Raw genomic sequence first — 24,563 nt, 5'->3', positions numbered from 1 at the left:
ACTATATTTTGATGACTAGTGTCTGGACTTCTTTTTACTCTTTTGTTTCTCTAAATTAGGTAAAACGGTAGCATTTTGTTCTAAATAATTAGCTAAAACTTTATCAACTAACTCTTCCTTGGTTAAATGGTGAAAAATAGTGTGGATTCCATCTTTCAAAGAAGTGGAAATTTCTCTATTTGGTTTTGTTTTAAACACCTTCCTAGCCCACAACAGTGCATTGTTCTCTGCCAGATCCTCAGGTTTTGCTTTACTGTATTTTACAAAAGAAATACCCAGCTCATCCTCAAAATCCTGAATTTCATGTTCCTCTTCCTTCTGAATCACTGTTAGAGAAAATCCCTTGGCTCCTGCTCTTGCTGTTCTACCGCTACGGTGTACATAAACTTCATATACATCGGGTAAATGATAGTTTACAACATATTCGATTTCTTTTACATCAATTCCTCTTGCAGCCAAATCTGTTGCCACCAAAATTTGAATATGTCCTTCTCTAAACTGATCCATAATGCGATCACGAATCGGCTGTGATAAACTCCCGTGCAAGGCACCGGATGAAAACTTGTTTATTGCAAGGTTTTTAGCTAGTTTATTGACCGCAGCCTTTGTCTTACAGAAAATGATTCCGCGTTTCCCTCCCTGAATTGTCAGAAAATGCATTAAAACATCTAACTTCTCAATGGGTTCTACAACTACATATTGATGATCAATCCCTTGATGACCTGTGGTCTCCATATCAGATTCCACTTGCACAACATGTTTAGACATGTAATTTTGGATTAACTGCTTGATCGTTCCCGGCATCGTTGCCGTAAAAAGGAGTGTTCTTCTTTTATTTGGAAGCGCTTTTACAATTTCATCCAGTCCATCTTTTAAGGATGTTACCATTTCGTCGGCTTCATCCAAAACCAAATAATTGGCATTGCTGATGGAAATGGCTTTTCTTTTTATCAAATCAATCAAACGACCGGGTGTAGCTACGACAATATGTGTTGGCTGCTTTAGACGTTCGATTTGAGGTTTGATGGGGGTACCTCCGCAAATTGAAATTACAGACACTTCTGGCAAATACTTGGCAAAAACTTCAAGGTTCGCATGTATTTGCTGTCCTAATTCACGTGTCGGAGCAATTATGACCGCTTGAATCGAAGTATTTTCTTTATCAATTAGCTGTAATAAAGGTAAACCAAAGGCTGCTGTTTTACCTGTTCCGGTTTTTGCCAATCCAACAAAGTCTTCTGTTTGATTAAGAAGAATAGGGATGGTTTGTTTTTGAATATCTGTCGGAATGGTAATATTTTGCTCCGTTAAACTTTTTTGAAGTGACGAAGCTATACCTAAGGCTGAAAATTGTGTTGACATGAATTGAATGTATGAAAAATAAATAAGCTTTGATAAAAAGTCTTAATTATATAAGTAAGAAACGATTATATTAAGCTTCCTGAAGCGTTTTTTTTGATTTTCTATAGAGATAGGAATTGAAAATATTTCGTTTAGCAAAACGGTAAAGCTTATCAGAGTTTATCATTTTGATGTATATCGATTTGGTTACGCCAAAATACTCGTAAGTTGTTCCGTCCAAAAATGTAATTTCTAACACCATACCTTTATGCTGGTAATCAGCAATACCGGAAGCAGTAGTTGTAACTTTATAGGCGTCCAGGTTAGCAGCTATCGTTTCTGGAGCAATGCTTACTAAAAAGTGATATCCATCAATGATTTGACGGCTTTTTAATTCTGCCATCTCCTTTTGAGGATCTCCTTCTTGAAATTTGTCAGGATGCCACTCTTTTACTAGATTTCTATAGGTTTTTTTAAGATCTTTTAAATTAATTTCCTTTTCAACAGTAAACAACTTTTTGTATTCTTTTATTCGCTTCATAACCAGGCATTTTTATTGCAGGCGCGAAACTACACTTTTTTTATGGTAAGCTGCTTGTTTTTAGCAATGAATGGTGAATAAAAGTAAAAATTTGCAAAAATTTGCTAGCACCCTATTCATTTGAATTCATCAAAAACATAGACATGATATCGTTATTATCACAAAACTCTTTATGTCAAACAGATACAAACACGTACTGCTTTTATCACTATATATTTCTTACTTTCTGCTATGTACTAGCAAATAATTTCATATTTTCGCGGCTTAATTATCAAGAATCTCAAAAGAGATAGCAACCTGCAATAACGAGCAAGGTGCTACTATCGATAAGCCAATTTGATTGGAAAAAATGTTAACTGCATCTTCTCTCTCTGTGTCTTATCTCCTTTTGTTTTCTTTAAAACTAATTTAATGACACAATCTGTTAGCCAGTCTGGTAACTTTAAAGCGTTACTTCCATTATTCGTTTTTGTTTTCACTTTTCTCGGAGTAGGTATTTATCAAAATGATTTTTATGCATTACCCTCCCCCATTGCAGTTTGTTTGGGAATAATTGTAGCGTTTTTCCTCTTTAAACAAAGTATAGATACTAAAGTAGCGGCCTTCTTAAAAGGATGTGGGGATTCTAAAATAATGACTATGTGTATTATTTATTTGCTTGCAGGTGCCTTTGCTACAGTAACAAAAGCTACAGGAAGTGTGGATGATATAGTGAATATGGGACTCAATTATATTGCAATCGAATACATCTATTTAGGTGTTTTTATCATAGCCTCCTTTCTTTCTATTTCTACCGGGACATCTGTAGGAGCTATTGTGGCACTCGCTCCAATTGTTGTTGGGATCGCTGACAAAAGCGGGGTTTCATTACCGATACTATGTGGATCCTTGCTTGGGGGTTCGATGTTTGGAGATAATTTATCCGTTATATCCGATACAACGATTGCAGCAACGCAGTCCTTGGGCTGTAAAATGAGTGATAAGTTCAAAGAAAATATTAAGATAGCATTACCTGCAGCTATTATTACTATTACGATTTTATTTTTTAAAGGGTTATCTGTTAACACAACGTCTGTGATTACAGGAGAATCATATTCTTTCATAAAAATCATACCTTATCTGGTAGTAATCCTGCTATCCGTTATTGGAATTAATGTGTTTGTTGTTCTCTTATTAGGTATAGTTATCACTGGTCTTATAGGACTTGTATATCAAGATTTTACCATTCTTGAGTTTACCAAAATTAGTTATCAAGGCTTTACCAGTATGACAGAAATTTTCTTATTATCTATGCTTACAGGAGGACTAGCAGCCTTGGTGACACTCAACGGAGGCATAACTTATATTTTAGAGAAAGTAGATAGTTTTATTAAAAATAAAAGAACTGCTCAGTTCGGAATTGCAACATTAGTCGGTACGGTTAATTCTGCAATTGCGAATAACACAGTATCTATTATTATCACTGGACCAATAGCAAAAAAAATTAATGATGAGTATTGTCTGGATAACAAACAAACCGCATCAATTCTGGACATTTTTGCGTGTATTGTGCAAGGATTACTACCTTATGGGGCTCAAGTATTAATGATATTAAGTTTTGCCAAAGGTTCTATTGATTACATAGATTTGATTGCTAATACATGGTATTTGCTATTGCTTTTTGTATTTACGATAAGTTGGATATATTTGAGAAACAGGAAAAAATAAAGGTTATCTAAATTAAAATCCACACCATTAAAATATGATGTGGATTTTAGTTTGTCTACCATTTTGTAGTATTATTTATTTAATACCATTACAGCTTTTGCGTTTGTGAATTCTTTAATTCCAAAGCCACCATGCTCACGGCCATATCCTGAATCCTTTACACCACCAAAAGGCATATTAGGCTGTGCTAAACCAAACGAATTAATGAAGACCATACCAGTATCAAAATGATTTTTGGCCAAATTAATTGCCTTTTCCTCATCCTTAGAGAAAATTCCGCCACCAAGTCCATAACGGCTATCATTGGCAATTCGCATCGCATCTTCATTATCTTTTGCATGAATTAAGGATGCCACAGGTCCAAACAATTCATCATCATAAGCCGGTTGCCCCGGTTTGACATTACCCAATACGGTTGCAGGATAATAATATCCTTTTCCATCCTGGGGCTTTCCTCCTGTCAATACTTCTGCCCCATTTTCAATACTTTCTTGCACCTGATCATGTAATTTTTCTAATAAATCTTTGCGTGCCATTGGTCCAAGATCAGATGTATCACTGGTAGGATCTCCAGCTTTCACTTGTTTCATTCTGTCCACAAATGCGTTTTTGAATTCTTCATAAACCTTATCAACTACAATAAATCGTTTTGCAGCAACACACGTTTCACCATTATTATATATTCTACCATTTACACACGTTTTGGCAGCGAGCTCCACATCAGCATCGTCTAAAACTATATAGGCATCATTACTTCCTAATTCTAAAACTGTTTTTTTAAGTGCTTTACCTGCTTTTTCGCCAATAATTTTACCTGCTCCATCACTACCGGTCAATGTCACCCCGCGTACTAATTTATTTTCTATAACTTTATCTGATTGATCATGATCAATTATCAACACGGTGAACAGATCTTTTGGTAACCCTGCTTCTTCATAAATTTTTTGAAGCAATAAGCCTGATCCTGTCACATTAGCGGCATGTTTCAGTAGTACACCATTACCTGCCATTAGATTAGCTATAGTATAACGAACTGCTTGATAGGCCGGGAAATTCCACGGTTGAATTCCGTAAATAACTCCAATTGGAGCATACGACACAATACCTTTACCACCATCCGGCAATTCTCTCATATCATCCTTAAGCTCTTTGGCACCTTGCTCAGCAGTATAATCACAAATAGCCGCACACAAATCTATTTCTTGTCCGCCTTGTTTTATCAACTTACCCATTTCTTGAGTCATGAGTTCTGCAAACTCTGAGCGGTGTTTCTTTAGTCCTTCCCCAATTTTTTTTATAATTTCTCCTCTTTTTTCTAAGGATTCATGACGCCAGTCTAAGAAGGCTTCATGACAATTTTGGATAGCATTCTCCACCTCCTCATCTGTCATGTAATTATAATTTGCTATTTCTTGTTCTGTTGATGGGTTAATTGTTGCAAACCCTTTAGTCATTGTTTCACTTTCCATTGTATTTTTTTTTTAGTTTATATCCTTTAAAAAAGGATCATATTAATAGTGTGTTTTGTAAGTATGTGTATAAAATATTAGTAAATAGATGATTTCTACTTAGGCACTCTAAAATAAGAAATACTAAGGCATTAAAATAGAAATTAAGAAAGCTTATCTTATCTTTAACGAGACGTTATATATTGTTCATTCAGTGCAATAATTTTGAAGCTACGACTGATTGCAATCTTCTTTGATCATTGAACAATTGATGAGTCATAAAAATCAAAAAAGCACTCCGTAAGAGTGCTTTTTCAGAATAACAAAATATACATTAATTAACAAATAATGTTTTTAAGTATATTTTGATATATTTTAATTTTTAAGTGATTCCATATCTATTACAAAACGATATTTCACATCTGAGTTTTTAACTCTGTCGTAAGCAGTATTGATAGTATCTATGTCAATTACTTCGATATCACTGGTAATGTTATGCTTGCCACAGAAATCCAACATTTCTTGAGTTTCTTTAATTCCGCCAATTAGAGATCCTGCTACACGTTTTCTTCCCATCACTAAACTACCGCCGTGCATAGGTTCCAATGGTTCTATAGCACCTACCATCACCATAGTTGAATCTCTCTTTAATAATTGTAAATATGGGTTGATATCATGTTTGACAGGTACTGTATTTAATAGAAAATCAAACGAATTGGCATGTTTTTTCATGTCCTCATCATTTTTAGAAATCAACACTTCGTCTGCACCTAAACGTTTGGCATCTTTTTCTTTACCCGGAGATGTGGTAATCATTACCACCTTAGCTCCTAACGCATGTGCAAATTTGATTCCCATATGTCCTAAGCCTCCAAGACCAATTACACCTACTTTGTCACCTTTTTTGACTTTCCAGTGATTTAAAGGTGAATATGTAGTAATTCCTGCACATAATAAGGGAGCGACTGCTTTTTCATCTAAATTGTCAGGAATACTTAATACGAATTTTTCATCGACCACTATCATTTCGGAATAGCCTCCATAGGTATGACCGCCCAAATGTTTGTCTTTTCCATTATACGTACCAACCATCCCTTCTTCGCAGAATTGTTCAAGATCATCATTACATGCACTACAATCCTGACATGAGTCTACCATGCAACCGACACCCACAAGATCTCCTTCCTTAAAATTCTTCACATCGGAGCCAACTTCTTCAACACGACCTATAATTTCGTGCCCTGGTACTACAGGGTATTTAGAATTACCCCAATCATTTTGAACCGTGTGAATATCGCTGTGGCATACTCCACAATACGTAATTTTTATTTTGACATCATTTTTTTTAGTTTCTCTACGCTCTATAGTCATTGACTTAAGATCGCTGTCCTTTGTATCTGCCCCGTAGGCTTTAATTGTGCTCATAATATTTTTTGATTCAAATTAGCTGAATTCTTCGATGAACCAAGGGATTATTCTTACTTTAATGTAAGTTTAACACCCTTCCTAACCTAAGTCAAGAACAAAAAGATTTTAAAGACATAAATGATTTGCTTAGAAGGTATAAATGAAAAATCATCTTTAGACGAGTAGGATATGCTACATTGCCAAAAGATGATTTTAAATGCGTAGTTTAAATTTCAAAAAGCTTAAAACTAAAGTTTAAATACAACACTGATCATTTTGCACGGTTCCGTAACAAACACCTCCATTATTATTTGGAACGGCGCATCGACTTCCATCAGCATCTAGAAAATAGTAATCATAGCAACCTCTTGGGCAACGATTGGCTTGTTGCAATCCACCTTTTAGTATGGATTGCGTTTTTTTGTCTAAAATTTTTAATCCTTTAATACTTGTTAGCGAATTTTTCATAATAATTTGGTTTTAAGAATTTAACATATCTAAAATTACAAAAAAAAATTAATTCATGGTTATATTCACTTCTTTTCAAGAATTATCTGAATCTCTTTAGTACCACCATTATAAAAAAAAGAGATTTTTTTCTTTTTATATTTGTCATGAACAATACCTAACGTATAGTGGCCTATTGATAGGTTATGGTATTTAAAATGTCCTTTAGAATTACTTACCTGTGCTATATCCTTGGAATAAGAATCTTCTTTATTCAATAGTATGATAGCTTCGAATACAGGTTTATGAGAACCTTGTTCCATTATAGTTCCTCGCAATATTTGCATAATAAAAATGCTACTAATAAATAAAGAGTTACGTAGTGCAACTCTTTCTTTCCTTATTATTTATACTTATTCTTCCAGTTTTTTAGATTTTTAAAAACAGGAGATGTGATCCGAGTGGCAGAGTTGCCTAAAGAAGAACCATTTGTGTGAATACCTACCACATAACGCTTTCCATTTTTATACTTCCAAACAGGCGAGCCGCTTTGTCCTCCTGCACTATCAATATTATAGACTAGTGTTCGCGGAGTAACAAATTTTATTTTTCTGCAGTGCCACCATTGTGTCCCACTAGGTTTGTCTCCAGGATATCCCGATAGATTTACCTTCAGACCCAGTAAACTTGCAAAGCTATAATTTGCATATCCAAAATAGCCCAGTTGCTTACCATACTTGCAGTTTTTGGGCAGTATTATGGCACCGTAATCCATAATTCTCTTTTTACTCTTTGTCCAACCCTTTACCGAATGCAGATGACTGGATGAACAGGAACCAAAGGGCTTACTGGATCCATTTCTACCGGGAATGACTTCTATTTTCTTAGCCCAACCACCATGATTATGCATATACACCACATGGCCCGCAGTTATTACGGTCCGTGGACCAATTAAAAATCCTGTGCCTATCCAATTCGTACCGTCTTTTGCTGTAATTCGTAAAGAACAAATGGTACGCCAAGGATACTTTTTAGTTTGAGTGATTCGTTTACGGTCATCCTTCCCAATAACGACTTCCTCTAGCATTTTCTGTCCGCTTTCTGTTCGCATAAGTGCTACCATATCGGGATCACCATAGCTCGCGTAATATGCGTCCAGAGGTTTTGTTTCCTGAAGTGCTTGATCGTTTTCCTGCTCTAATTCGGTTACAGAATAATCATACCCACTTATTTGCTCTAAAGTCTCATTACTTTGAGTAGCTTCTAACGTAGCTTCTTCGTTATCCGAGGTATCACCGCCTTCAAAGGAATCCTCACTATCAACATCTTCTGTGTGTATGGTATCTGATTCATTGCTTACTTCTTGATAATCAGTAGCACTCGCTTCCTCGTTTTCGTCAGTTTGTATATCACTATACGCATCATCAGAAAAATTTTCTACTCCATCATAGGATTCTTCATATACAGCTTCATCGTATACTGCACTATGAGTAGTTCCATTACTTTTCATAATCAACTATTTTAATTGTTCAACTTATTTGTTACTTCTCATTTCAAAAAAACTAACTTATAAATTAACGAATTGAATATCAATAGTTTATTAACGGTAATTGGTATGTTTAAAAACCTATTTATTGAGGGGGTAATTATGGGATAAAAACAGGGAAAATCCTTTATTCAGAAAATTTAAAACTTAAATAAACGAATCATTTAAGTAGTCGTACTAAGTTTACCTAAGATTTAAGGTATATTCGTTGTGAAGAAATACTATCTTACAGACTGCCAATTATGACAATCCTAAATAGCTTAACAATTTTTAATTCAATAGCTTTTATTTTCTACGGAATTACTTGCATAGCCTCAGCTTCTATGAAGTTGGAATTTATTAGATTCGGTTTGGCCCCCTACCGAGTGGTTACAGGAATTCTTCAGATATTTGGAGGATTGGTGTTAGGGATTTCATGGTATTACAATTTTCCTTTGTTAGCATCAATCGCTGCAGGAGGTCTATCATTGTTAATGTTACTTGGCTTCGGAGTAAGACTAAAAATAAAAGATACGTTTGCACAATCTACCCCAGCCTTATTCTTTTGTATCTTAAATATTTATCTATGTTATAAATATTTTGAGTTGGCTGAAGTGATGAATGTTTAAAAAGGATAAAATGCGATTATTAAACTTAAACATAAAAAAACAAAGGCCGGTAATGATTTATATAAAGGATCTTTAATTTTTAAATGCATGATTATAGACCCAATAAGTAAAACCGATAACCCCAAAGCGGAAGGTTGCGCAAGTTGAATATACCATATTGATAGTAGTAATAAAATTGCTAATCCTACTTTTAAAATACCTATCAGATAACAGAACCACGTAGGTAGACCATATACATGAAATTCTTGTACAATCGTTTTAGCATCTCCTCCTCTCCATCGCGTTGGCTTATTATACTGAATAAGCCAAACATTTAAAATACTCAATGATACTATAAGTTTCAGTGCTAGAAGAACATAATCCATGATATTAGCTATTTAGTTGCATGCAAATTAGTCATATAATTTGAAGAATTTGATATTACAGATCCTAAGAGTCCGTTAAAATTACTTGTGTTTTTATTGAAGAACTAAACAAATTAGGAAAATTCATATAGTGTTAAAGGAGTTTTTTCCGGTTGATTTACAGTTTTTCACCCCTGGTTCAGAGACATTTATTGTTTTTAATTAGCATTAGAAATGTATATTATAAAACTAGAAAAATGAAAAGGTCCATATTTATTACAGTTTTCTTCTTTTTGATTATTGGAACATCTAACGGAGAAGCTCAGATTTTAAAAAGGTTAGTCAAAAAAGTTAAAGGAACTCTCGAGCAGAAGACGGAAGAAAAGGCAGAACATAGCATTAACCAAGCCATTGATAGTCTATATAATTTTGAAAACAAGAAGAACAAAAAATCTTCCCCAGGAAATGATGACTCAATAAATGAGAACACCAGCAAATCCGGCCAACAAACCATATTAAACAATATCATCAATGCAGAAAAACCGACCATCAAGAATACCTATTTATTTACGACAAAAGTCATCATTGAGATTACAGATTTAAAAAAGAAGAAAAGTAAACCAATGCTATTCACTCAACACTATGGGAAGATGGAAGTTTTGAACGACTTCGAAGAAAGTAATACGGCTATGATAACAGATTTTGATAATAAGGCACTCATTCTTCTGGATACAAAACAAAATACAGCACAAATACAATCGCTATCCTGGATGGAAAATGTCCTGATAAAATCTAAAAAACAAGAAAACAAGGATGATAGATTCGCTATTACTAAAACTGGGAAAGAAAGAGAGATCAATGGTTATTTATGTTTTGAATATGTTATCAACGCTGAGGCCTCAAAAATGTTAGCTTGGTTTGCTCCAGAAGTGACATTTAACTACAATGACTACCTAAGTGGACTTAATAAACTACTTAAAAATAATGTGACATTCGATAGGTTGACTCATGAAAAAATCGGTTATATGATGGAAATGACTCTACTCAACAAAAATGATGAGCAAATCACCAAAATGCTCGTTAAAGATGTGAAACAAGTCACAACAAAAATTGCAATGCAGAATTTTAAAGTAATTGAATTATTTTAAATAAAAAAAGCGGAAGTCGTTATAACCTCCGCTAAACATATACGATATGTAGTTATGCTACTTCTCTGCTAACAGGAAAAATTCATTGTTTGCAAGGGGTGCTACACTATACCCTTCAACATTATCAAGACGTTTCAGATAGTTTTCAGCTTCTGAAAATGCTGTTTCCATTGCACTCACTTTAGAATTGCCTTTAACGGAAATACTTTTTACAAGAATATCACCATTGGTATACGTAATAGTAATTTTCCATCGCTTAACAGTGTGAAAATTATTGGATTCTTTACTACTCGCTTTTGCTTCGCTTTTTTCTGTTTTTTTCTTTTTCTCATTGAAAGTTGATTCAAAAGAATTCGCAAAACTACTTGTGATTAAAAAAATTGAAATACTAATAGTTAGTAAGAGTTTCATGGTTGTAAGATTTATGATTTGTTCAAAACGAATATACAAGTTTTATTTGATTAATCAAGTATTTTTTTAATAAAAATTTATTTGAATAGTATTTTTTATTATTTACCTTTGTAATATGATTAATAAGAAGTTAAAGCGGCTTTTAAAAAAAAGTAAAGGCACTAAAACCGTATATGGGATTTCTAAAACTCTTGGGGTGAGTCCGCAAGCAGGTGATTATGTGGTTAAACAAAAGGATTTGGCCAAGGATTTTGCTAGAATCCAAAAAATTGCAGACTACATGGGTGTGGACATTAGAGACATTATTGATTAGTGCACTCTCTTAATTATAGTTAATCTTTGTTTAGTTCACGTTAATCTCTACTAGTAATTCGGCTAAGTCATTTATCTTTAAGAAAAAAGATATTGATATGAAAAAGGAGAAAGAAAACACCAAAGATTTGCCGTACAATCCAGAAATTACGAAGCATGATAAGGATATTCTAGAGCAGCGGAATGCAGGTATCCGTAAAGATGGTGGTGATGATATGGATTTATTACATCGTAAAGACGCCGTAGATTTTTCCGGAAAAGATTTAGATGTACCAGGTAGCAAAGAGGCTAAAAAAGGAAATGGGCCACGGGGTCTTAATGATGAGGAAAACAAACTACATAGTCAGGGTGGTGAGACTAAAAACAATCTTGAAAGAGATGATTCAGCAAGATAAAATAGAAATTTTCACATACAACTAATAAAAAGGACCATATGGGTCCTTTTGTCATTTATATATTATAGAAAATGCTAGTCTCATTATAGAGAACATTTAAAGAAATTTAAGCTCAAAAAATAATATAAATTAATTTAACTACCTTTCCTTCTTTATTGGTAAGATATATATGATTTATAAAATTATTCTAAGTTGTTTTCTACTATTCTACTCTTCTTCATCAGTAAGTCGTGATTCTTACATAGGAAACTGGCAAATAGAAGGTGGATCGATTATTCATATCTATCGAAATGAAGATGTTTTTAGTGGAAAAATCCTTAAAAGAGCTGAACACCCAATTTCCAACCTAAACGGTTTGGATAACAAAAACCCTGATATAGGTTTAAGAGACCGACAATTAATTGGAATTGATATCCTGGAAAACTTAACATATGATGAAGGAGTTCTATCCGGGGGAACTATTTATAACGCGGATAGCGGACATAGTTATGCTGTTAAGCTATGGATATATCCGGAAGATATGAATATATGTTATATTCGTGCCTACAAAGGTTTTCTGTTCAAAACTTTTGAAGCGACTAGAGTAGATACAGGACATGTTTTTGCTAAACAGAAATAACTTAACTAATTCAACCACAGTTTGCGCCTTATGAAATTAAAACATTTTTTAAGAGGATTTGGTATTATCGCTATTATTCTGACCATATTTCCTTTTGTAGCTGTAGATGTTTGGTGGGTTCGATCCTTTGATTTTCCTCACTTACAGTTAACTTTTCTCACATTAATTGCAGCGCTCACCTATTTTCTTGCTTTTGATATAAGGAAAATTGTTGATTATGTTTTTGTAAGTGTTCTTTTTGCTTGCTTCTTTTTTCAGGCTGTTAAAATTTACCCCTATACCACATTTGCTGCGTATGAAGTTTTAGATACGGTAGATAATAGCAACCTAATTAATATCTATGCTGCGAATGTACTTCAAGATAATACAGAAACATTCAAGGTTGTACAGGATATAGAACAGTTTAATGCAGACTTAGTGGTCCTTACCGAAACCAATACTTTCTGGAAAAATCAACTAAATAAAAAGCTGGATATTGATTATCCTTATAAAATAGAGGTACCGTTGGAAAACACCTATGGAATGATTCTGTATTCTAAATTTAAATTGGTTGAACCTCAAGTGCATTACTTAATTGAAGATACCATACCTTCCATTGACACCAAAATGGTCTTACCATCCAGAGATACTATACAAATTTACGCAATACATCCGGCACCTCCGGTACCACAGCATAACCCATCCTCTGTCGATCGCGATGCAGAAATGATGAAAACAGCACGATTTGCGCGTAACTCAAAATATCCTGTCATTGTATTGGGTGATTTTAATGATGTGGCATGGTCAGAAACCACTAAATTATTTCAGCGTGTTAGTGGATTACTGGATATGAGAAAAGGACGCGGACTGTTTAACACCTATAATGCTAACAGTTATATCATGAAATGGCCGTTGGATCATGTATTTACCGATGCCGGTTTTAGAGCTAAAAAAGTTGCTATGGGAAATCATATAGGCTCTGATCATTATCCTTTTTTTACTACCATTAGTTTCGAACCGACTATAGCAAAAGAACAAAAATTACCACCCGCCACCAAAGAGGAGTTGAAACAAGCTTTTACCGAAATTCTTAAGGAAAAAGAACAGACACAGGAAGAACTACATGACTAACTGAAATAGCACTTTTTGACTATTACAAACCTTTGTAAAGTTAATATTTCTGTTACAATGGAAGTAAATTATTTGTATATATCAAATTTAAAAGGACACAGAAAAGCAACAAAGCATAACTAGATACAACCCTGTCTTTTTTTACGGTTACTTGTTTTTATGCTGTACCAATATTTAAAATAGGTAAAGAAAATCTCATATAAAATAACTACCGTCTGTTGTCTACTTTCATTTTGTATCCATTCGAAATTTTAATAACAACTCCGTAAAAAAATAGTATAAAATGACAGAATCTATTCTTTTCTATGCTTCAAACATCCTGAACATATTTACAGGTTTAATAGAAGAAAAAGCATAAAGATGAATTCAAAAAACTGATACATTTTTTCGATTCTTAGGGATCAAAACTAAAGGATCAGAATACATAGAGAACTATCAAAATACTTCAAAACTTTTTACAGATCGTAATCGTACGGGTGTCGGCGAACACAGAAAACTTCCTTTGAAGTACGTTAGAAGAATAATTAAAAAGTTGTGGTGTTACTTCTGAAATTTCTAAAAAAAAGCAGCTATTATAAGTTAAATAGCTGCTTTTCTACCCATATACTATTGTGTATAAACTTAAAGTTTTACTTTAAATTATTTACATAAACACCTATAAACCAGTATATTTATAGTTATCTAAAAACAATTGAAATTTCTCCAAATACTGTCCGATGTGATATCCATCCATTAATCCATGATGTACATAAATTGCTACCGGTAACAGTACGCGATCCCCCTCTTTTTTATATTTTCCAAATGAAATTTTAGGGACACTATCTGTATGTGAATAATTGCGTGCATGAGTCAATCCTGAAAATGTATACCATGGTATCGACGAATAGTGAATTGTATCTAATCGCTTAGCATCCTCATTAAATCTCAACCCTTCACTACCCTGCACCAAGGCTATTTCTTTTTTTGCTGCAGCTTCAAAAGTTTCAAAATTGTCATGGAATGGCACAAAAGAAAAACCAAAGGAATGATCTTCTCTTCCTATCGTTGGAGACGCATGAATCTGATCATATACATAGACAGCATCATCCTCTATGCGGTATCTAAATTCGTCTATGGTATTAGCTGCCTTTAAGGAGCAATATAAATAATAAAGGAAATGAGAGGTGTTCATTTCTTTGGCCGTATGATACCCTTTAGTAAAATCCACTTCAGTTACAATACCAAAAAAAGGTTCATCAAACGAAGAAAAGAACTGATAATGTTCTTTTCTATTCCATTGTTCAATATGTAAACGTGTTCGCTTCATAAGTACTGAAACAATTCGGTTGCCTTGCTTAAACTTCTAAAATTAGGATGCTTCACCTCTTCTTCAACCATTTCATGAATCCAGGTGGTGTGAAATGGTATATGAATCGCATGCGCTCCAATATTAAGCACAGGCAAAACATCTGATTTCAAAGAATTACCAATCATTAAAAACTCATTAGGTGCTACATCAAGATGTTTTACCAATTTAGTATACTGTTTTTCTGTCTTATCAGAGACAATCTCGATATGATGGAAATACGATTCTAATCCCGATTTAATGAGTTTTCGCTCTTGATCAAGTAAATCACCTTTGGTAGCCATTACAAGCTTGTAATCCCCGTTTAATTGCTTTAGAGTGTCTTCAATCCCATCAATCAATTCTACGGGCTCGTCCAGCATTTCTTTCCCTTTAGCAATAATTTTTTGGATAAGCGCTATGGGCGTATTGTTATTAGAAATCTCAATAGCAGCCTCTATCAAAGAAAGTGTAAAAGGTTTGATACCATATCCATAAAGTGGTAGGTTTTTCATTTCCACTTCAAACAGCAGCTTATTGGCTTCGTCTTTTGGTAAGTACGCTTGCAAAAGTTCACAAAACTCATCTTCTGCTTTTCTAAATAAAGGCTCATTGACCCATAAGGTATCATCAGCATCAAATGCGATGACTTTAATTTCTCTAAAAGGCATATTATCGTACCAATTTTTTGTATTTGATTCGTTTTGGCATTAAATCTCCACCCAAACGTTTTTTCTTGTTTTCCTCATAGTCAGAGAAGCTTCCTTCAAAGAAATATACTTGTGAATCACCTTCAAATGCCAAAATATGGGTGCAAATTCTATCCAGGAACCATCTATCATGCGAAATTACTACAGCACATCCTGCAAAATTCTCCAAGCCCTCTTCCAGTGCTCGAAGTGTATTTACATCCAAGTCATTGGTAGGTTCATCCAATAGTAAAACGTTTCCTTCTTCTTTAAGTGTCATCGCCAAATGTAAACGGTTACGCTCTCCACCTGATAAGGTTGAAACTTTTTTATTTTGTTCGCTTCCGCTAAAATTAAATCTACTTAGATACGCTCTGGAATTTACCTGACGACCACCCATCATGATCAACTCTTGCTCATCGCTGAAGTTTTGCCAAATGGTTTTATCCGAATCGATATTAGAGTGACTTTGATCAACATACGCAATTTTTGCAGTCTCTCCTACATTGAACTCCCCTTTATCAGGTTGTTCCTCACCCATTATCATCTTAAAAATAGTTGTTTTACCGGCACCATTCGGACCAATTACACCCACTATTCCTGCTTGAGGAAGATTGAAATTAAGGTCTTCGTAAAGTAATTTATCCCCAAAAGCTTTGCTTACTCCTTTCGCTTCAATTACATTAGTTCCTAATCTTGGACCATTTGGAATGTAAATTTCTAATTTTTCGTCAACTTGCTTTTGATCCTGACTCAATAGCTTATCGTAATTACTAAGACGCGCTTTTTGTTTAGCCTGACGTCCTTTAGGAGCCATACGTGCCCACTCCAACTCGCGTTCTAATGTCTTTTGTCTTTTGCTGGCTTGCTTCTGTTCTTGCGCAAGTCTTTTAGATTTTTGATCCAACCATGAAGAATAATTTCCTTTCCAGGGAATCCCTTCTCCTCTATCCAACTCAAGAATCCAACCGGCAACATTATCCAAAAAGTAACGATCATGCGTTACTGCGATCACCGTCCCTTTATATTGTTGTAAATGATGCTCTAACCAATGTACAGATTCTGCATCCAAGTGGTTTGTTGGCTCATCTAATAGCAACACTTCCGGTTCCTGCAATAATAATCTACACAACGCTACACGACGTTTTTCTCCTCCAGACAAGACCGCTATTTTCTTATCCGGTTCTGGCGTACGCAGCGCATCCATCGCAATTTCCAGTTTAGTATCTAATTCCCAAGCATTACTGGCATCAATTTGATCCTGTAATTTAGCTTGCTTATCCATGAGTTCCTGCATTTTATCTGCATCCTCATAAACCTCCGGCAAACCGAACATATCATTGATCTTGTTGTACTCATCTAGCACTGCAACCGTTTCAGCTGCACCCTCTTTCACAATCTCTAAGACTGTTTTTTCAGGATCTAATTGAGGTTCTTGCTCTAAGTATCCGACAGAATATCCCGGTGAAAAAACCACGTCTCCTTGAAAATTTTTATCTATTCCGGCAATAATTTTCAATAAAGTGGACTTACCCGAACCATTAAGTCCAAGGATACCAATTTTTGCTCCGTAGAAAAAACTTAAATGAATATTCTTAAGTACTGGAGTATTAGCGCTCTTATAAGTCTTTGTAACTCCAGACATAGAAAAGATAACCTTCTTATCGTCTGACATTGATTTGTGTTTTTTAAATAATTAAAAGATACCACACAGGTGCATGGTATTATATTGTTGTAAAATTAAGGTATATGCTACTCTTTTTATAATATAGCGACTCAAATATGTATTAAACTCTTCCTTTCAAAGCATTAAAAACCCATGCAATAGCAAAAAAACCAACACCCACAGCGGCAAAACCATATCCGGAAACATCACGATATCTAAATGCACCTAACGCAATTAAAGCTAAACCAACAAGTATCATAATAAAAGTGGCCCAAGCCAAAACAGTATTTTTATTCATTCCCATAAATAGTAATTTTTTCGATAAAATAACATACGCTTTACACTTATAGCGCATGAATTACAAATATCGACATTTTATCGTCAAAACACAGTGTTTTATAGAGTTCTTGATACGGTTTAAAAGCTTATCGATTGAAGATTAGCTTCTTAAACGACACCTTTTTTAAAAGCTTTAGAAACTTTATTACCGAAACTGTAAACTTGAATCCGGTGAATCTCAGAATTAGAATTAAATAAATCGTAAAATAACCAGTAATCCTGTAAGAAATCGTTTTCAAAATCGTGCTTTTTTGTATTTTCGTGCAAACATTTTGCACATTATGGACATAAAATTTAATAAAAACGAAGATCACAATAAATTACTCCTTTCTGATTTAAAAAGAAAATTAGCGCAAGTTAAACTAGGTGGCGGCGAGAAACGTATTGAAAAGCTACATAGCAAGGGTAAAATGTCTGCTCGCGAACGCATTTCATATCTTTTGGACAAAAATACAGATGCCATTGAGATTGCTGCGTTTGCCGGGGATGAGATGTATGAAGAGCATGGAGGATGTCCATCAGGGGGTGTTGTGGTTAAAATTGGTTATGTAAGTGGTAAACAATGTATCGTGGTTGCTAATGATGCTACGGTGAAAGCCGGAGCCTGGTTCCCGATTACAGGAAAGAAAAATCTAAGAGCTCAGGAAATAGCTATAGAAAATAAACTACCGATAATTTACCTTGTTGATAGTGCCGGCGTATACCTACCTATGCAAGATGAAATTTTTCCTGACAAGGAACATTTTGGAAGGATATTTCGTAACAATGCTGTAATGAGTAGCATGGGTATTACACAAATTTCTGCTGTTATGGGGAGTTGTGTAGCCGGTGGTGCTTATCTACCAATTATGAGTGACGAAGCGCTTATCGTTGACAAAACAGGAAGTATCTTTCTAGCAGGAAGCTATTTAGTTAAAGCTGCTATTGGAGAAACCATCGATAATGAAACCTTAGGTGGAGCTACCACGCATTGCGAAATTTCTGGGGTTACCGATTATAAATCTAAGGATGACAAAGATGCTTTGGATACCATAAAGAATATTATGTCAAAAATCGGAGATTACGATAAAGCTGGTTTTAATCGTGCTAAATCGCTCCTACCGAAGGAAAATCAGGAAGATATTTACGGCATATTACCAAAAGCTCGTAATGAACCTTATGATATGATGGAGATCATAACGAGATTAGTTGATGGTTCGGATTTCGAAGAATACAAAGCCGGTTACGGACAAACTATCATTACCGGATATGCCAGAATTGATGGATGGGCAGTTGGTATTGTTGCTAATCAACGTAAAATTGTAAAAACCAAAAAAGGTGAAATGCAGTTTGGTGGTGTGATTTATTCAGATTCCGCCGATAAGGCCACTCGTTTTATTGCTAATTGTAATCAAAAGAAAATTCCGCTAGTATTCTTACAGGATGTAACAGGCTTTATGGTGGGTAGTAAAAGTGAACATGGCGGCATTATCAAAGATGGTGCAAAGATGGTAAACGCGGTAAGCAATAGTGTAGTACCAAAATTTACTGTGGTTGTCGGAAACTCTTATGGCGCAGGTAATTATGCTATGTGTGGTAAAGCATATGATCCACGATTAATATGTGCTTGGCCAAGTGCAGAACTTGCTGTGATGGGTGGTGCTCAAGCTGCTAAAGTATTGCTGCAAATTGAAACTGCCTCTTTAAAAAATAAAGGAAAAACTATTACTGCAGAAGATGAAAAAGCAATGTTTGACAAAATAAAAGCACGTTACGATAAACAGACTTCTCCCTATTATGCTGCGGCACGCATTTGGACTGATGGGATTATAGATCCCCTTGATACACGTAAATGGATTAGTATGGGTATCGAAGCGGCTGACCACGCTCCTATTGAAAAGCCTTTTAATTTAGGAGTAATACAAGTCTAATCAGAAGCTAGCGTTTGGGGATTGAGATCAGCTCCGTTTGTCTCCCATTGACATAGCGAAAACCATCTTCTCCCCAAAAGCCAGCTTCTTCAAGCATAATTCTAATATCTTTGTTCCATTCTGGAACGTTCACCGTTGTATTTAATTCAATTGCATAAACGGTATTTGGATATAAGGGATAATCACCTGTACCTTTTACACCTTTTTGTGCATCCCACATACCAATTGCAGGCCCTGCCGAATGCCCATAAAGACCTAAAGGATGAGTGTAAATAGATGGCTTTAATCCATCTGATTTTGAGATACTTAGTGACTTTAAAAGTATTTCGTTACCGGTCTGATTTGTCTTAAAATTATCAGTTAAATGATCTTGTACTTTGTTTCCATTTGTAAACACTGTTTTAAGGTAGTCCGGAACCTCGTTTTCATAATTCTTGAGTACATAGGCATGTTGTTGACAATCGGTATTAAGTCCCAAATAGGTAATTCCGAAATCACAATGTATCAAATCTCCGGGCTGAATAACATCTTTATCCTGACGACTCGAAAAAGCTTCTTTTTCTGAAAGCAAGACAGCATCCTTTCGCTGGATATCAACGGTAGGATGAAACCATGTTTCTAATCCCATATCAGTTACTTTTTGTCGTAACCACCATACAACATCATCGGTTGTTGTTTTTCCCGGTTTGATAACATTCGTACTAAAAGCTTCTGCTATGATAGTATGTGTGATAGATACAAGTTCCTTATAAATTTCCATTTCTTCAGGAATACGAGTTTCAATCCAACGGACCGCTAATTTTTCGGCAGAGGTAATTTTGTTTTTATAAGCTTCGGGTAAGTTCTTAACGAGTAAATCATAATCTGTTTTAACCAACCCATCGGCGATGTTAAAATCATTGGACATATTGACTCCAATTTTTTTTGGTTTTTTTTCTTCGATCAAAGCAGTCAATGCTAACCATTGATTTGGTTGTTCTTCTTTGTTCCAAGCGGCATCGATAAGGTTACCAACATCATATCGTGCTATAGCTTGTTTTGAGAAAGTATTTTTCGCACTGTCGCGATAAAATACTATAATCGTTCTTCTTCTAGCATTTAACCAGGTAGATGGAAGCATAGTTTTTAAAACAGGATCTTCATTATATTCTCTGGCGATAAGTACCCACATGTCTATCTCGGTTTCATCCATCAAAACCGGTAACAGACTATCTAAACGTTTTTCTAAAATTCTATCCTTGAGACTTGCTCGATCACGCTCACTAATAACTTGGGATAGACCAGAAAAACTGATTAAGTAGATCATTAGAAATAAATACTTCATCTTAAAGTGGATTTGATTAGTGAGCAGAATATAGTAATTATATACGAAATATACGGGATCAATATCAGCAACTACCTTAGCGTAATGCTACTGTCTTGGCCCGTTGAATTTTACCTGTGTCTGTCTCAACAAATTGCGGAATGCAAAAAATTTGCTTGGGTACCTCGTACCGGGATAAGGTGGAAATGTTTGCTATCCCCTCTTTTATTGAGCTTACTAGTGTTTCTGAAGGCGCTGATTCGATGATTAGGATGAGTTGTTCCCCAAGAACCGCATCAGGTAAACTTGCTACAAAAAAACGATGGGTAATAAGAAGTTGTAATTTGGCTTCAATTGCTTCTGGAAACAACTTGATACCGCCGCTATTAATCACATTGTCATAACGTCCCTTCCAGTCAAATTTTTTATACGATTTGAGCTCCACTACATCGTTAGTGATAAGTTGTTTATCATGTAATAAAGGAGCATTAATAACTAAACAATTACGCTCATCAATCGCTATCGAAATATTAGGTAAGGTTTTGAAATAAATATTCTTTTTTCGCTCTCGTTTTTTAGCATTCACCCTGCGTGCAGCAATATGTGAAACCGTCTCAGTCATTCCGTAGGTTTCAAATATCTTAGTTTTACTTGCCTGAACTAAGGATTTGAGATTTTCAGAAATAACGCCACCCCCTACGATAAGCTTATTAATGAGGTGAAGTCTGTTTATAGAATTATCCAATTGCAAAGGTACCATTGCACAAAAATCATATTGTTTATAAACCGTATCTAACGGATTACTCTTTGGAGGTACGCAATCTAGCTTCCACCCTAATACCATTGCTCTTACCAACATCATTTTACCTGCAATATAGGTCGCTGATAAACAAAGTAATGCAGTTGTCTCACTATCAAGTTTAAAAAATTCACCTGTAGCTTTAGCACTGTTAACCATTTGCTCTTTTAGAACTTTAATTGTTTTTGGTTTTCCAGTGGAGCCGGATGTTTTGACTATTATAAAAGATTTTGAGTCTAACCACTCTAACAAGAAATAACCTATATCCTGTTCGTAAGGTTCCCCTTCTTTTATAAATGTATAAGCGATTTCTTTTAGCCCATCGCTGTCTAGCTTTTGTTTGTTCAATTCAAAAGCCTTGTGAATAGGAAATCTTAATATGGGTTGTGGTTCATACATATCCAAATTTCAATTTAAATAATGGCTATCATGTTATGAAATTATGAAAAATTAGCTAAATCTCTGTTATTTCTTTTGACTTTGGAGCTTTAATTGTACCTATTAAACGCTCTTTCCAATGGCTCCACCGGTATTTTTTGGAAAAAATAAAAAGATATATAGGATAGATTATAAGTATTGGAAGTACGATATCTATTCCTCCTGATGGCTCTGAAATATCCAGAAAAATTGCATCCGTCTGAAAAACACTCCAGTTTGTAGTTACCATTACAGCTGCCATAATATTGTTTGCTGCATGAAATCCTAAGGCAAGTTCCATTCCTTCATCCATAAGCGTTATCACCCCTAGAAGTAAACCTGTACCGATATAAAAGACCATCATGATATTTCCAAGTTTAGCCACTTCGGGATTAGCACCGTGCAAAAGTCCAAATATTATAGAGGTCAACACTAAGGGCACCCATCTGTTTCTAGCTAAGATCCCAAACCATTGCATCAGATAACCTCTAAATAAATATTCTTCAAAACTTGTTTGAAGCGGTAACAACAGAAAAGAAATAACCAGTAATATGAGAAAAGGTACCAAGTTGAAATTCCAAACAAAAATTTCAGGTTCGATGACATAATTAATACCAAAAAAGACAATGTTGGTTATCGCTACCAATAAGAATGCAAAACGTATTCTACTCCAATCTATGGATGATCGTGTGGTAGTTACGTCAATAATTTTTTTATGATGAATAGCTTTTATGCTCAAAAAGATAGCTGCTAAACCAACAGCGAAGCTAAAAATCATAAGCACCAAGAACAGATTACTATCAATACCCAATGACATAAACGAACTTTCTGCAGCTTCAATGAACGCCATGGTATCTCCGGCCGCTATAAAAGCTACGATTACTAAAGGAATTAAACCTAAGATCTGCCATCCAAAAAATATCAGTACTAATCCTATAATATACCGCCAAATTTCATTTTTCCCTCTGAAGCCCTGTTCTATAAACATCTGTTATTTCTTTAAATATGGTACGTCCCACTCAAAAGGAGCGCGATAAAATAGTTTTCCATTTTCTACATGTAATGGAGATTGAAAGTTATTAGTATATAAGGCTCCTGTACCCAACCCCTGCGGAAGATTACTTTGTAATGTATAGGTATACTGTGCGATTGCGTTGAGACCAACATTACTCTCCAAAGCACTTGTTATCCACCAATCAATATGCTTTTCCTCTGCTAGATTTATCCATTCCTGAGTCCCTTTAAATCCACCTATCAAACTTGGTTTTAGTATGATATATTGTGGTTGTATCCGATCTAAAAGTTCTTTCTTATCGCTCAACTCGAATATACCAATTAGCTCCTCGTCCAGAGCTATCGGCAGCGGAGTCTTTTTACAAAGTGCATGCATATCATCAATCTGACCTGCTTTAATTGGTTGTTCGATACTATGCAAATCAAATCGCGACAATCGCTCAAGTCGATTGAGTGCATTAGCTGGATCAAAAGCCCCGTTGGCATCTACACGAATCTCTATAGTGTCTGAGGAGTATTGCGTTCTTATATAGTTCAAAAGTTCTAACTCTTTGTCAAAATCAATTGCACCTATTTTTAACTTAATGCAGTTAAAACCTTGATCTAGTTTTTCTTTAATCTGTGCTTTCATAAAGGATTTCTCCCCCATCCATATCAAGCCGTTAATCGGAATAGCGTCCTTACCTCCTGTAAATGTTGAAGGGAAAAGTGTAAAGGGATGCTCGCTTTCCAGTGATTTAAAAGCCATTTCTACACCAAATTGAATACTCGGAAACTCCTTCAACGCTGCCCAAAGCTTATTCTTGCCTAACGAAATATTAGCACAAACCCATTTTAGAGTATCTTCATAATCCGGTCGGTCATCGACACTCAAGGTTCGCAAGATTCCACATTCGCCAATACCTGTCTTTTTACCATCACTAAGTAGTAGAAACCAGGTTTCTTTAGTTTTTAAAATACCGCGTGAGGTTCCGCTGGGTCGTTTAAAGTTGAGTATGTATTTTTTGTAGGTTGCTACCATTTACACCGTGATACTTTCGCCGATATCCAACAACATTAAGTCTTTATCTTTCTCAAAAAACTTTCGTTTGGCTTCATCATGATCAATCTCTATATACCCAAAAGTATCATAGTGCACCCCTAATACTTTGTCGCATTCTACAAAGTCGCTAGCTAGTATGGCATCATACACGCCCATGGTAAAATTATCACCAATGGGTAAAATAGCCAGATCCAGTCGGGTGAATAGAGGAATAAGCTTCATATCCATTGTTAGTGCAGTATCTCCGGCAATATAAATATTCTTATGTTCTCCTTGGATCACAAAGCCTCCTGGTTGTCCGCCATAACTTCCGTCAGGAAAACTACTGGTATGAATAGCATTCACATATTTGACCTTACCAAATTCGAAATCCCAAACTCCCCCGTGGTTCATAGGATGAACTTCGAATCCTTTTTCCTGGTAATGCATAGCGATCTCATAATTGGATACAATGACTGCATCATTATTTTTTGCAATTGCTTCTGCATCCAATATATGGTCCTGATGCGCATGGGTTAAGAGGATATAATCAGCTTTAATCGTGTTGATATCTATTTTATCTTTAGATAAGGGATTTTCCGAAATAAAGGGATCTACTAAAACGTGACAATCATCGATTTCCAGTAGTAGACTATTTTGACCGTAAAAAGTAATTTTCATGTGTGAAATAATTTAA

The 24,563-nt window shown here is 35.1% G+C and carries 26 protein-coding genes and 1 riboswitch; of the genes, 8 read left to right on the top strand and 18 right to left on the bottom strand.

Going from position 1 to position 24,563, the window contains the following annotated elements; genetic code table 11:
- Positions 1 to 15: 15 nt before the first annotated feature.
- Together ACJRPK_RS05765 and ACJRPK_RS05760 are read right to left on the bottom strand one after the other, a co-directional pair.
- A complete protein-coding gene (locus ACJRPK_RS05765; protein WP_407138918.1) occupies positions 16 to 1,362 on the bottom strand; it encodes a DEAD/DEAH box helicase in 1,347 nt (448 codons plus the stop codon).
- 70 nt (positions 1,363 to 1,432) lie between these two features.
- Positions 1,433 to 1,882, bottom strand: a complete 450-nt coding sequence (locus ACJRPK_RS05760) for a KTSC domain-containing protein (protein ID WP_407138917.1) — start codon at positions 1,880 to 1,882, stop codon at positions 1,433 to 1,435.
- Between the two features lie 263 nt (positions 1,883 to 2,145).
- A riboswitch (SAM-I-IV-variant riboswitch) is annotated at positions 2,146 to 2,242 on the top strand.
- Between the two features lie 51 nt (positions 2,243 to 2,293).
- On the opposite strand from ACJRPK_RS05760, the gene ACJRPK_RS05755 reads away from it, so the two are divergent.
- Positions 2,294 to 3,589 carry a Na+/H+ antiporter NhaC family protein gene (locus ACJRPK_RS05755; protein WP_407138916.1) on the top strand — a complete coding sequence of 432 codons (1,296 nt, stop codon included), beginning with the start codon at positions 2,294 to 2,296 and terminating at the stop codon, positions 3,587 to 3,589.
- Positions 3,590 to 3,660: 71 nt separating this feature from the next.
- Here the strand turns inward: ACJRPK_RS05755 and ACJRPK_RS05750 are convergent, their stop codons facing one another.
- The 5 genes from ACJRPK_RS05750 to ACJRPK_RS05730 all read right to left on the bottom strand — a co-directional run bounded on the left by ACJRPK_RS05750 (position 3,661) and on the right by ACJRPK_RS05730 (position 8,401).
- Complete coding sequence (locus ACJRPK_RS05750; RefSeq protein ID WP_407138915.1) at positions 3,661 to 5,058, bottom strand: NAD-dependent succinate-semialdehyde dehydrogenase; 1,398 nt, start codon at positions 5,056 to 5,058, stop codon at positions 3,661 to 3,663.
- A gap of 354 nt (positions 5,059 to 5,412) precedes the next feature.
- The gene (locus ACJRPK_RS05745; RefSeq protein ID WP_148783324.1) at positions 5,413 to 6,462 is read right to left on the bottom strand and encodes an NAD(P)-dependent alcohol dehydrogenase; all 1,050 of its coding nucleotides are present in this window, start codon (positions 6,460 to 6,462) and stop codon (positions 5,413 to 5,415) included.
- 237 nt (positions 6,463 to 6,699) lie between these two features.
- The gene (locus tag ACJRPK_RS05740) at positions 6,700 to 6,912 is read right to left on the bottom strand and encodes a hypothetical protein (RefSeq protein WP_407138913.1); all 213 of its coding nucleotides are present in this window, start codon (positions 6,910 to 6,912) and stop codon (positions 6,700 to 6,702) included.
- A 65-nt stretch (positions 6,913 to 6,977) separates the two neighbouring features.
- Positions 6,978 to 7,238 (bottom strand): hypothetical protein, encoded by a 261-nt coding sequence (locus ACJRPK_RS05735; protein WP_407138911.1) that lies wholly within the window; start codon positions 7,236 to 7,238, stop codon positions 6,978 to 6,980.
- A gap of 56 nt (positions 7,239 to 7,294) precedes the next feature.
- Positions 7,295 to 8,401: a trypsin-like serine peptidase gene (locus ACJRPK_RS05730; RefSeq protein WP_407138910.1), complete on the bottom strand. Its 1,107-nt coding sequence runs from the start codon at positions 8,399 to 8,401 to the stop codon at positions 7,295 to 7,297.
- 359 nt (positions 8,402 to 8,760) lie between these two features.
- Between ACJRPK_RS05730 and ACJRPK_RS05725 the strand changes: the two genes are divergently transcribed.
- On the top strand, positions 8,761 to 9,045 hold the full coding sequence (locus tag ACJRPK_RS05725; RefSeq protein WP_407138908.1) for a hypothetical protein: 285 nt from the start codon (positions 8,761 to 8,763) through the stop codon (positions 9,043 to 9,045).
- Here the strand turns inward: ACJRPK_RS05725 and ACJRPK_RS05720 are convergent.
- Complete coding sequence (locus ACJRPK_RS05720) at positions 9,042 to 9,410, bottom strand: DoxX family protein (RefSeq protein WP_407138907.1); 369 nt, start codon at positions 9,408 to 9,410, stop codon at positions 9,042 to 9,044. The genes ACJRPK_RS05725 and ACJRPK_RS05720 overlap by 4 nt on opposite strands.
- Before the next feature lie 236 nt (positions 9,411 to 9,646).
- Here ACJRPK_RS05720 and ACJRPK_RS05715 point away from each other — a divergent pair, with 236 nt between their 5' ends.
- On the top strand, positions 9,647 to 10,537 hold the full coding sequence (locus ACJRPK_RS05715; protein ID WP_407138906.1) for a hypothetical protein: 891 nt from the start codon (positions 9,647 to 9,649) through the stop codon (positions 10,535 to 10,537).
- Between the two features lie 57 nt (positions 10,538 to 10,594).
- On the opposite strand, the gene ACJRPK_RS05710 is transcribed toward ACJRPK_RS05715, so the two are convergent.
- A complete protein-coding gene (locus ACJRPK_RS05710; protein ID WP_407138905.1) occupies positions 10,595 to 10,948 on the bottom strand; it encodes a hypothetical protein in 354 nt (117 codons plus the stop codon).
- Positions 10,949 to 11,063: 115 nt separating this feature from the next.
- Here ACJRPK_RS05710 and ACJRPK_RS05705 point away from each other — a divergent pair, with 115 nt between their 5' ends.
- The 4 genes from ACJRPK_RS05705 to ACJRPK_RS05690 all read left to right on the top strand — a co-directional run bounded on the left by ACJRPK_RS05705 (position 11,064) and on the right by ACJRPK_RS05690 (position 13,384).
- Entirely contained in the window at positions 11,064 to 11,261 is a 198-nt protein-coding gene (locus tag ACJRPK_RS05705; RefSeq protein ID WP_148783331.1) for a hypothetical protein, read from the top strand.
- A 97-nt stretch (positions 11,262 to 11,358) separates the two neighbouring features.
- Entirely contained in the window at positions 11,359 to 11,655 is a 297-nt protein-coding gene (locus ACJRPK_RS05700) for a hypothetical protein (protein WP_407138904.1), read from the top strand.
- A gap of 169 nt (positions 11,656 to 11,824) precedes the next feature.
- A complete protein-coding gene (locus tag ACJRPK_RS05695) occupies positions 11,825 to 12,274 on the top strand; it encodes a DUF2147 domain-containing protein (protein WP_407138903.1) in 450 nt (149 codons plus the stop codon).
- 30 nt (positions 12,275 to 12,304) lie between these two features.
- On the top strand, positions 12,305 to 13,384 hold the full coding sequence (locus ACJRPK_RS05690; RefSeq protein ID WP_407138902.1) for an endonuclease/exonuclease/phosphatase family protein: 1,080 nt from the start codon (positions 12,305 to 12,307) through the stop codon (positions 13,382 to 13,384).
- 655 nt (positions 13,385 to 14,039) lie between these two features.
- Here the strand turns inward: ACJRPK_RS05690 and ACJRPK_RS05685 are convergent.
- The 4 genes from ACJRPK_RS05685 to ACJRPK_RS05670 form a co-directional block, all read right to left on the bottom strand.
- Complete coding sequence (locus tag ACJRPK_RS05685) at positions 14,040 to 14,690, bottom strand: CatA-like O-acetyltransferase (protein WP_407138901.1); 651 nt, start codon at positions 14,688 to 14,690, stop codon at positions 14,040 to 14,042.
- A complete protein-coding gene (locus ACJRPK_RS05680; RefSeq protein WP_407138900.1) occupies positions 14,687 to 15,379 on the bottom strand; it encodes an HAD family hydrolase in 693 nt (230 codons plus the stop codon). The genes ACJRPK_RS05685 and ACJRPK_RS05680 overlap by 4 nt, the downstream gene beginning before the upstream one ends.
- Position 15,380: 1 nt before the next feature.
- Complete coding sequence (gene ettA, locus ACJRPK_RS05675; protein ID WP_407138899.1) at positions 15,381 to 17,072, bottom strand: energy-dependent translational throttle protein EttA; 1,692 nt, start codon at positions 17,070 to 17,072, stop codon at positions 15,381 to 15,383.
- Positions 17,073 to 17,184: 112 nt separating this feature from the next.
- On the bottom strand, positions 17,185 to 17,367 hold the full coding sequence (locus ACJRPK_RS05670) for a CAL67264 family membrane protein (protein WP_101449145.1): 183 nt from the start codon (positions 17,365 to 17,367) through the stop codon (positions 17,185 to 17,187).
- Between the two features lie 316 nt (positions 17,368 to 17,683).
- Here ACJRPK_RS05670 and ACJRPK_RS05665 point away from each other — a divergent pair, with 316 nt between their 5' ends.
- Entirely contained in the window at positions 17,684 to 19,312 is a 1,629-nt protein-coding gene (locus tag ACJRPK_RS05665; RefSeq protein WP_407138898.1) for an acyl-CoA carboxylase subunit beta, read from the top strand.
- A 7-nt stretch (positions 19,313 to 19,319) separates the two neighbouring features.
- Here ACJRPK_RS05665 and ACJRPK_RS05660 read toward each other — a convergent pair whose 3' ends face one another.
- From ACJRPK_RS05660 to ACJRPK_RS05640, 5 genes are all read right to left on the bottom strand, one after another.
- Positions 19,320 to 20,636, bottom strand: a complete 1,317-nt coding sequence (locus ACJRPK_RS05660; RefSeq protein ID WP_407138897.1) for a M24 family metallopeptidase — start codon at positions 20,634 to 20,636, stop codon at positions 19,320 to 19,322.
- A 76-nt stretch (positions 20,637 to 20,712) separates the two neighbouring features.
- On the bottom strand, positions 20,713 to 21,813 hold the full coding sequence (locus ACJRPK_RS05655) for an AMP-binding protein (RefSeq protein ID WP_407138895.1): 1,101 nt from the start codon (positions 21,811 to 21,813) through the stop codon (positions 20,713 to 20,715).
- Between the two features lie 55 nt (positions 21,814 to 21,868).
- Positions 21,869 to 22,819, bottom strand: a complete 951-nt coding sequence (locus ACJRPK_RS05650) for a CPBP family intramembrane glutamic endopeptidase (RefSeq protein ID WP_407138893.1) — start codon at positions 22,817 to 22,819, stop codon at positions 21,869 to 21,871.
- Positions 22,820 to 22,822: 3 nt separating this feature from the next.
- Positions 22,823 to 23,866, bottom strand: coding sequence for an o-succinylbenzoate synthase (locus ACJRPK_RS05645; protein ID WP_407138892.1), 1,044 nt, complete (start codon positions 23,864 to 23,866; stop codon positions 22,823 to 22,825).
- A complete protein-coding gene (locus ACJRPK_RS05640; protein WP_407138891.1) occupies positions 23,867 to 24,547 on the bottom strand; it encodes a metal-dependent hydrolase in 681 nt (226 codons plus the stop codon).
- Positions 24,548 to 24,563: the final 16 nt, after the last annotated feature.

Source organism: Aquimarina sp. 2-A2, assembly GCF_045505135.1.
In the GTDB taxonomy this organism is placed as follows: Bacteria; Bacteroidota; Bacteroidia; order Flavobacteriales; family Flavobacteriaceae; genus Aquimarina; species Aquimarina intermedia.
Note: the sequence above shows the minus strand (reverse complement) of the source record. Positions and strands in the feature narration are given on the sequence as shown.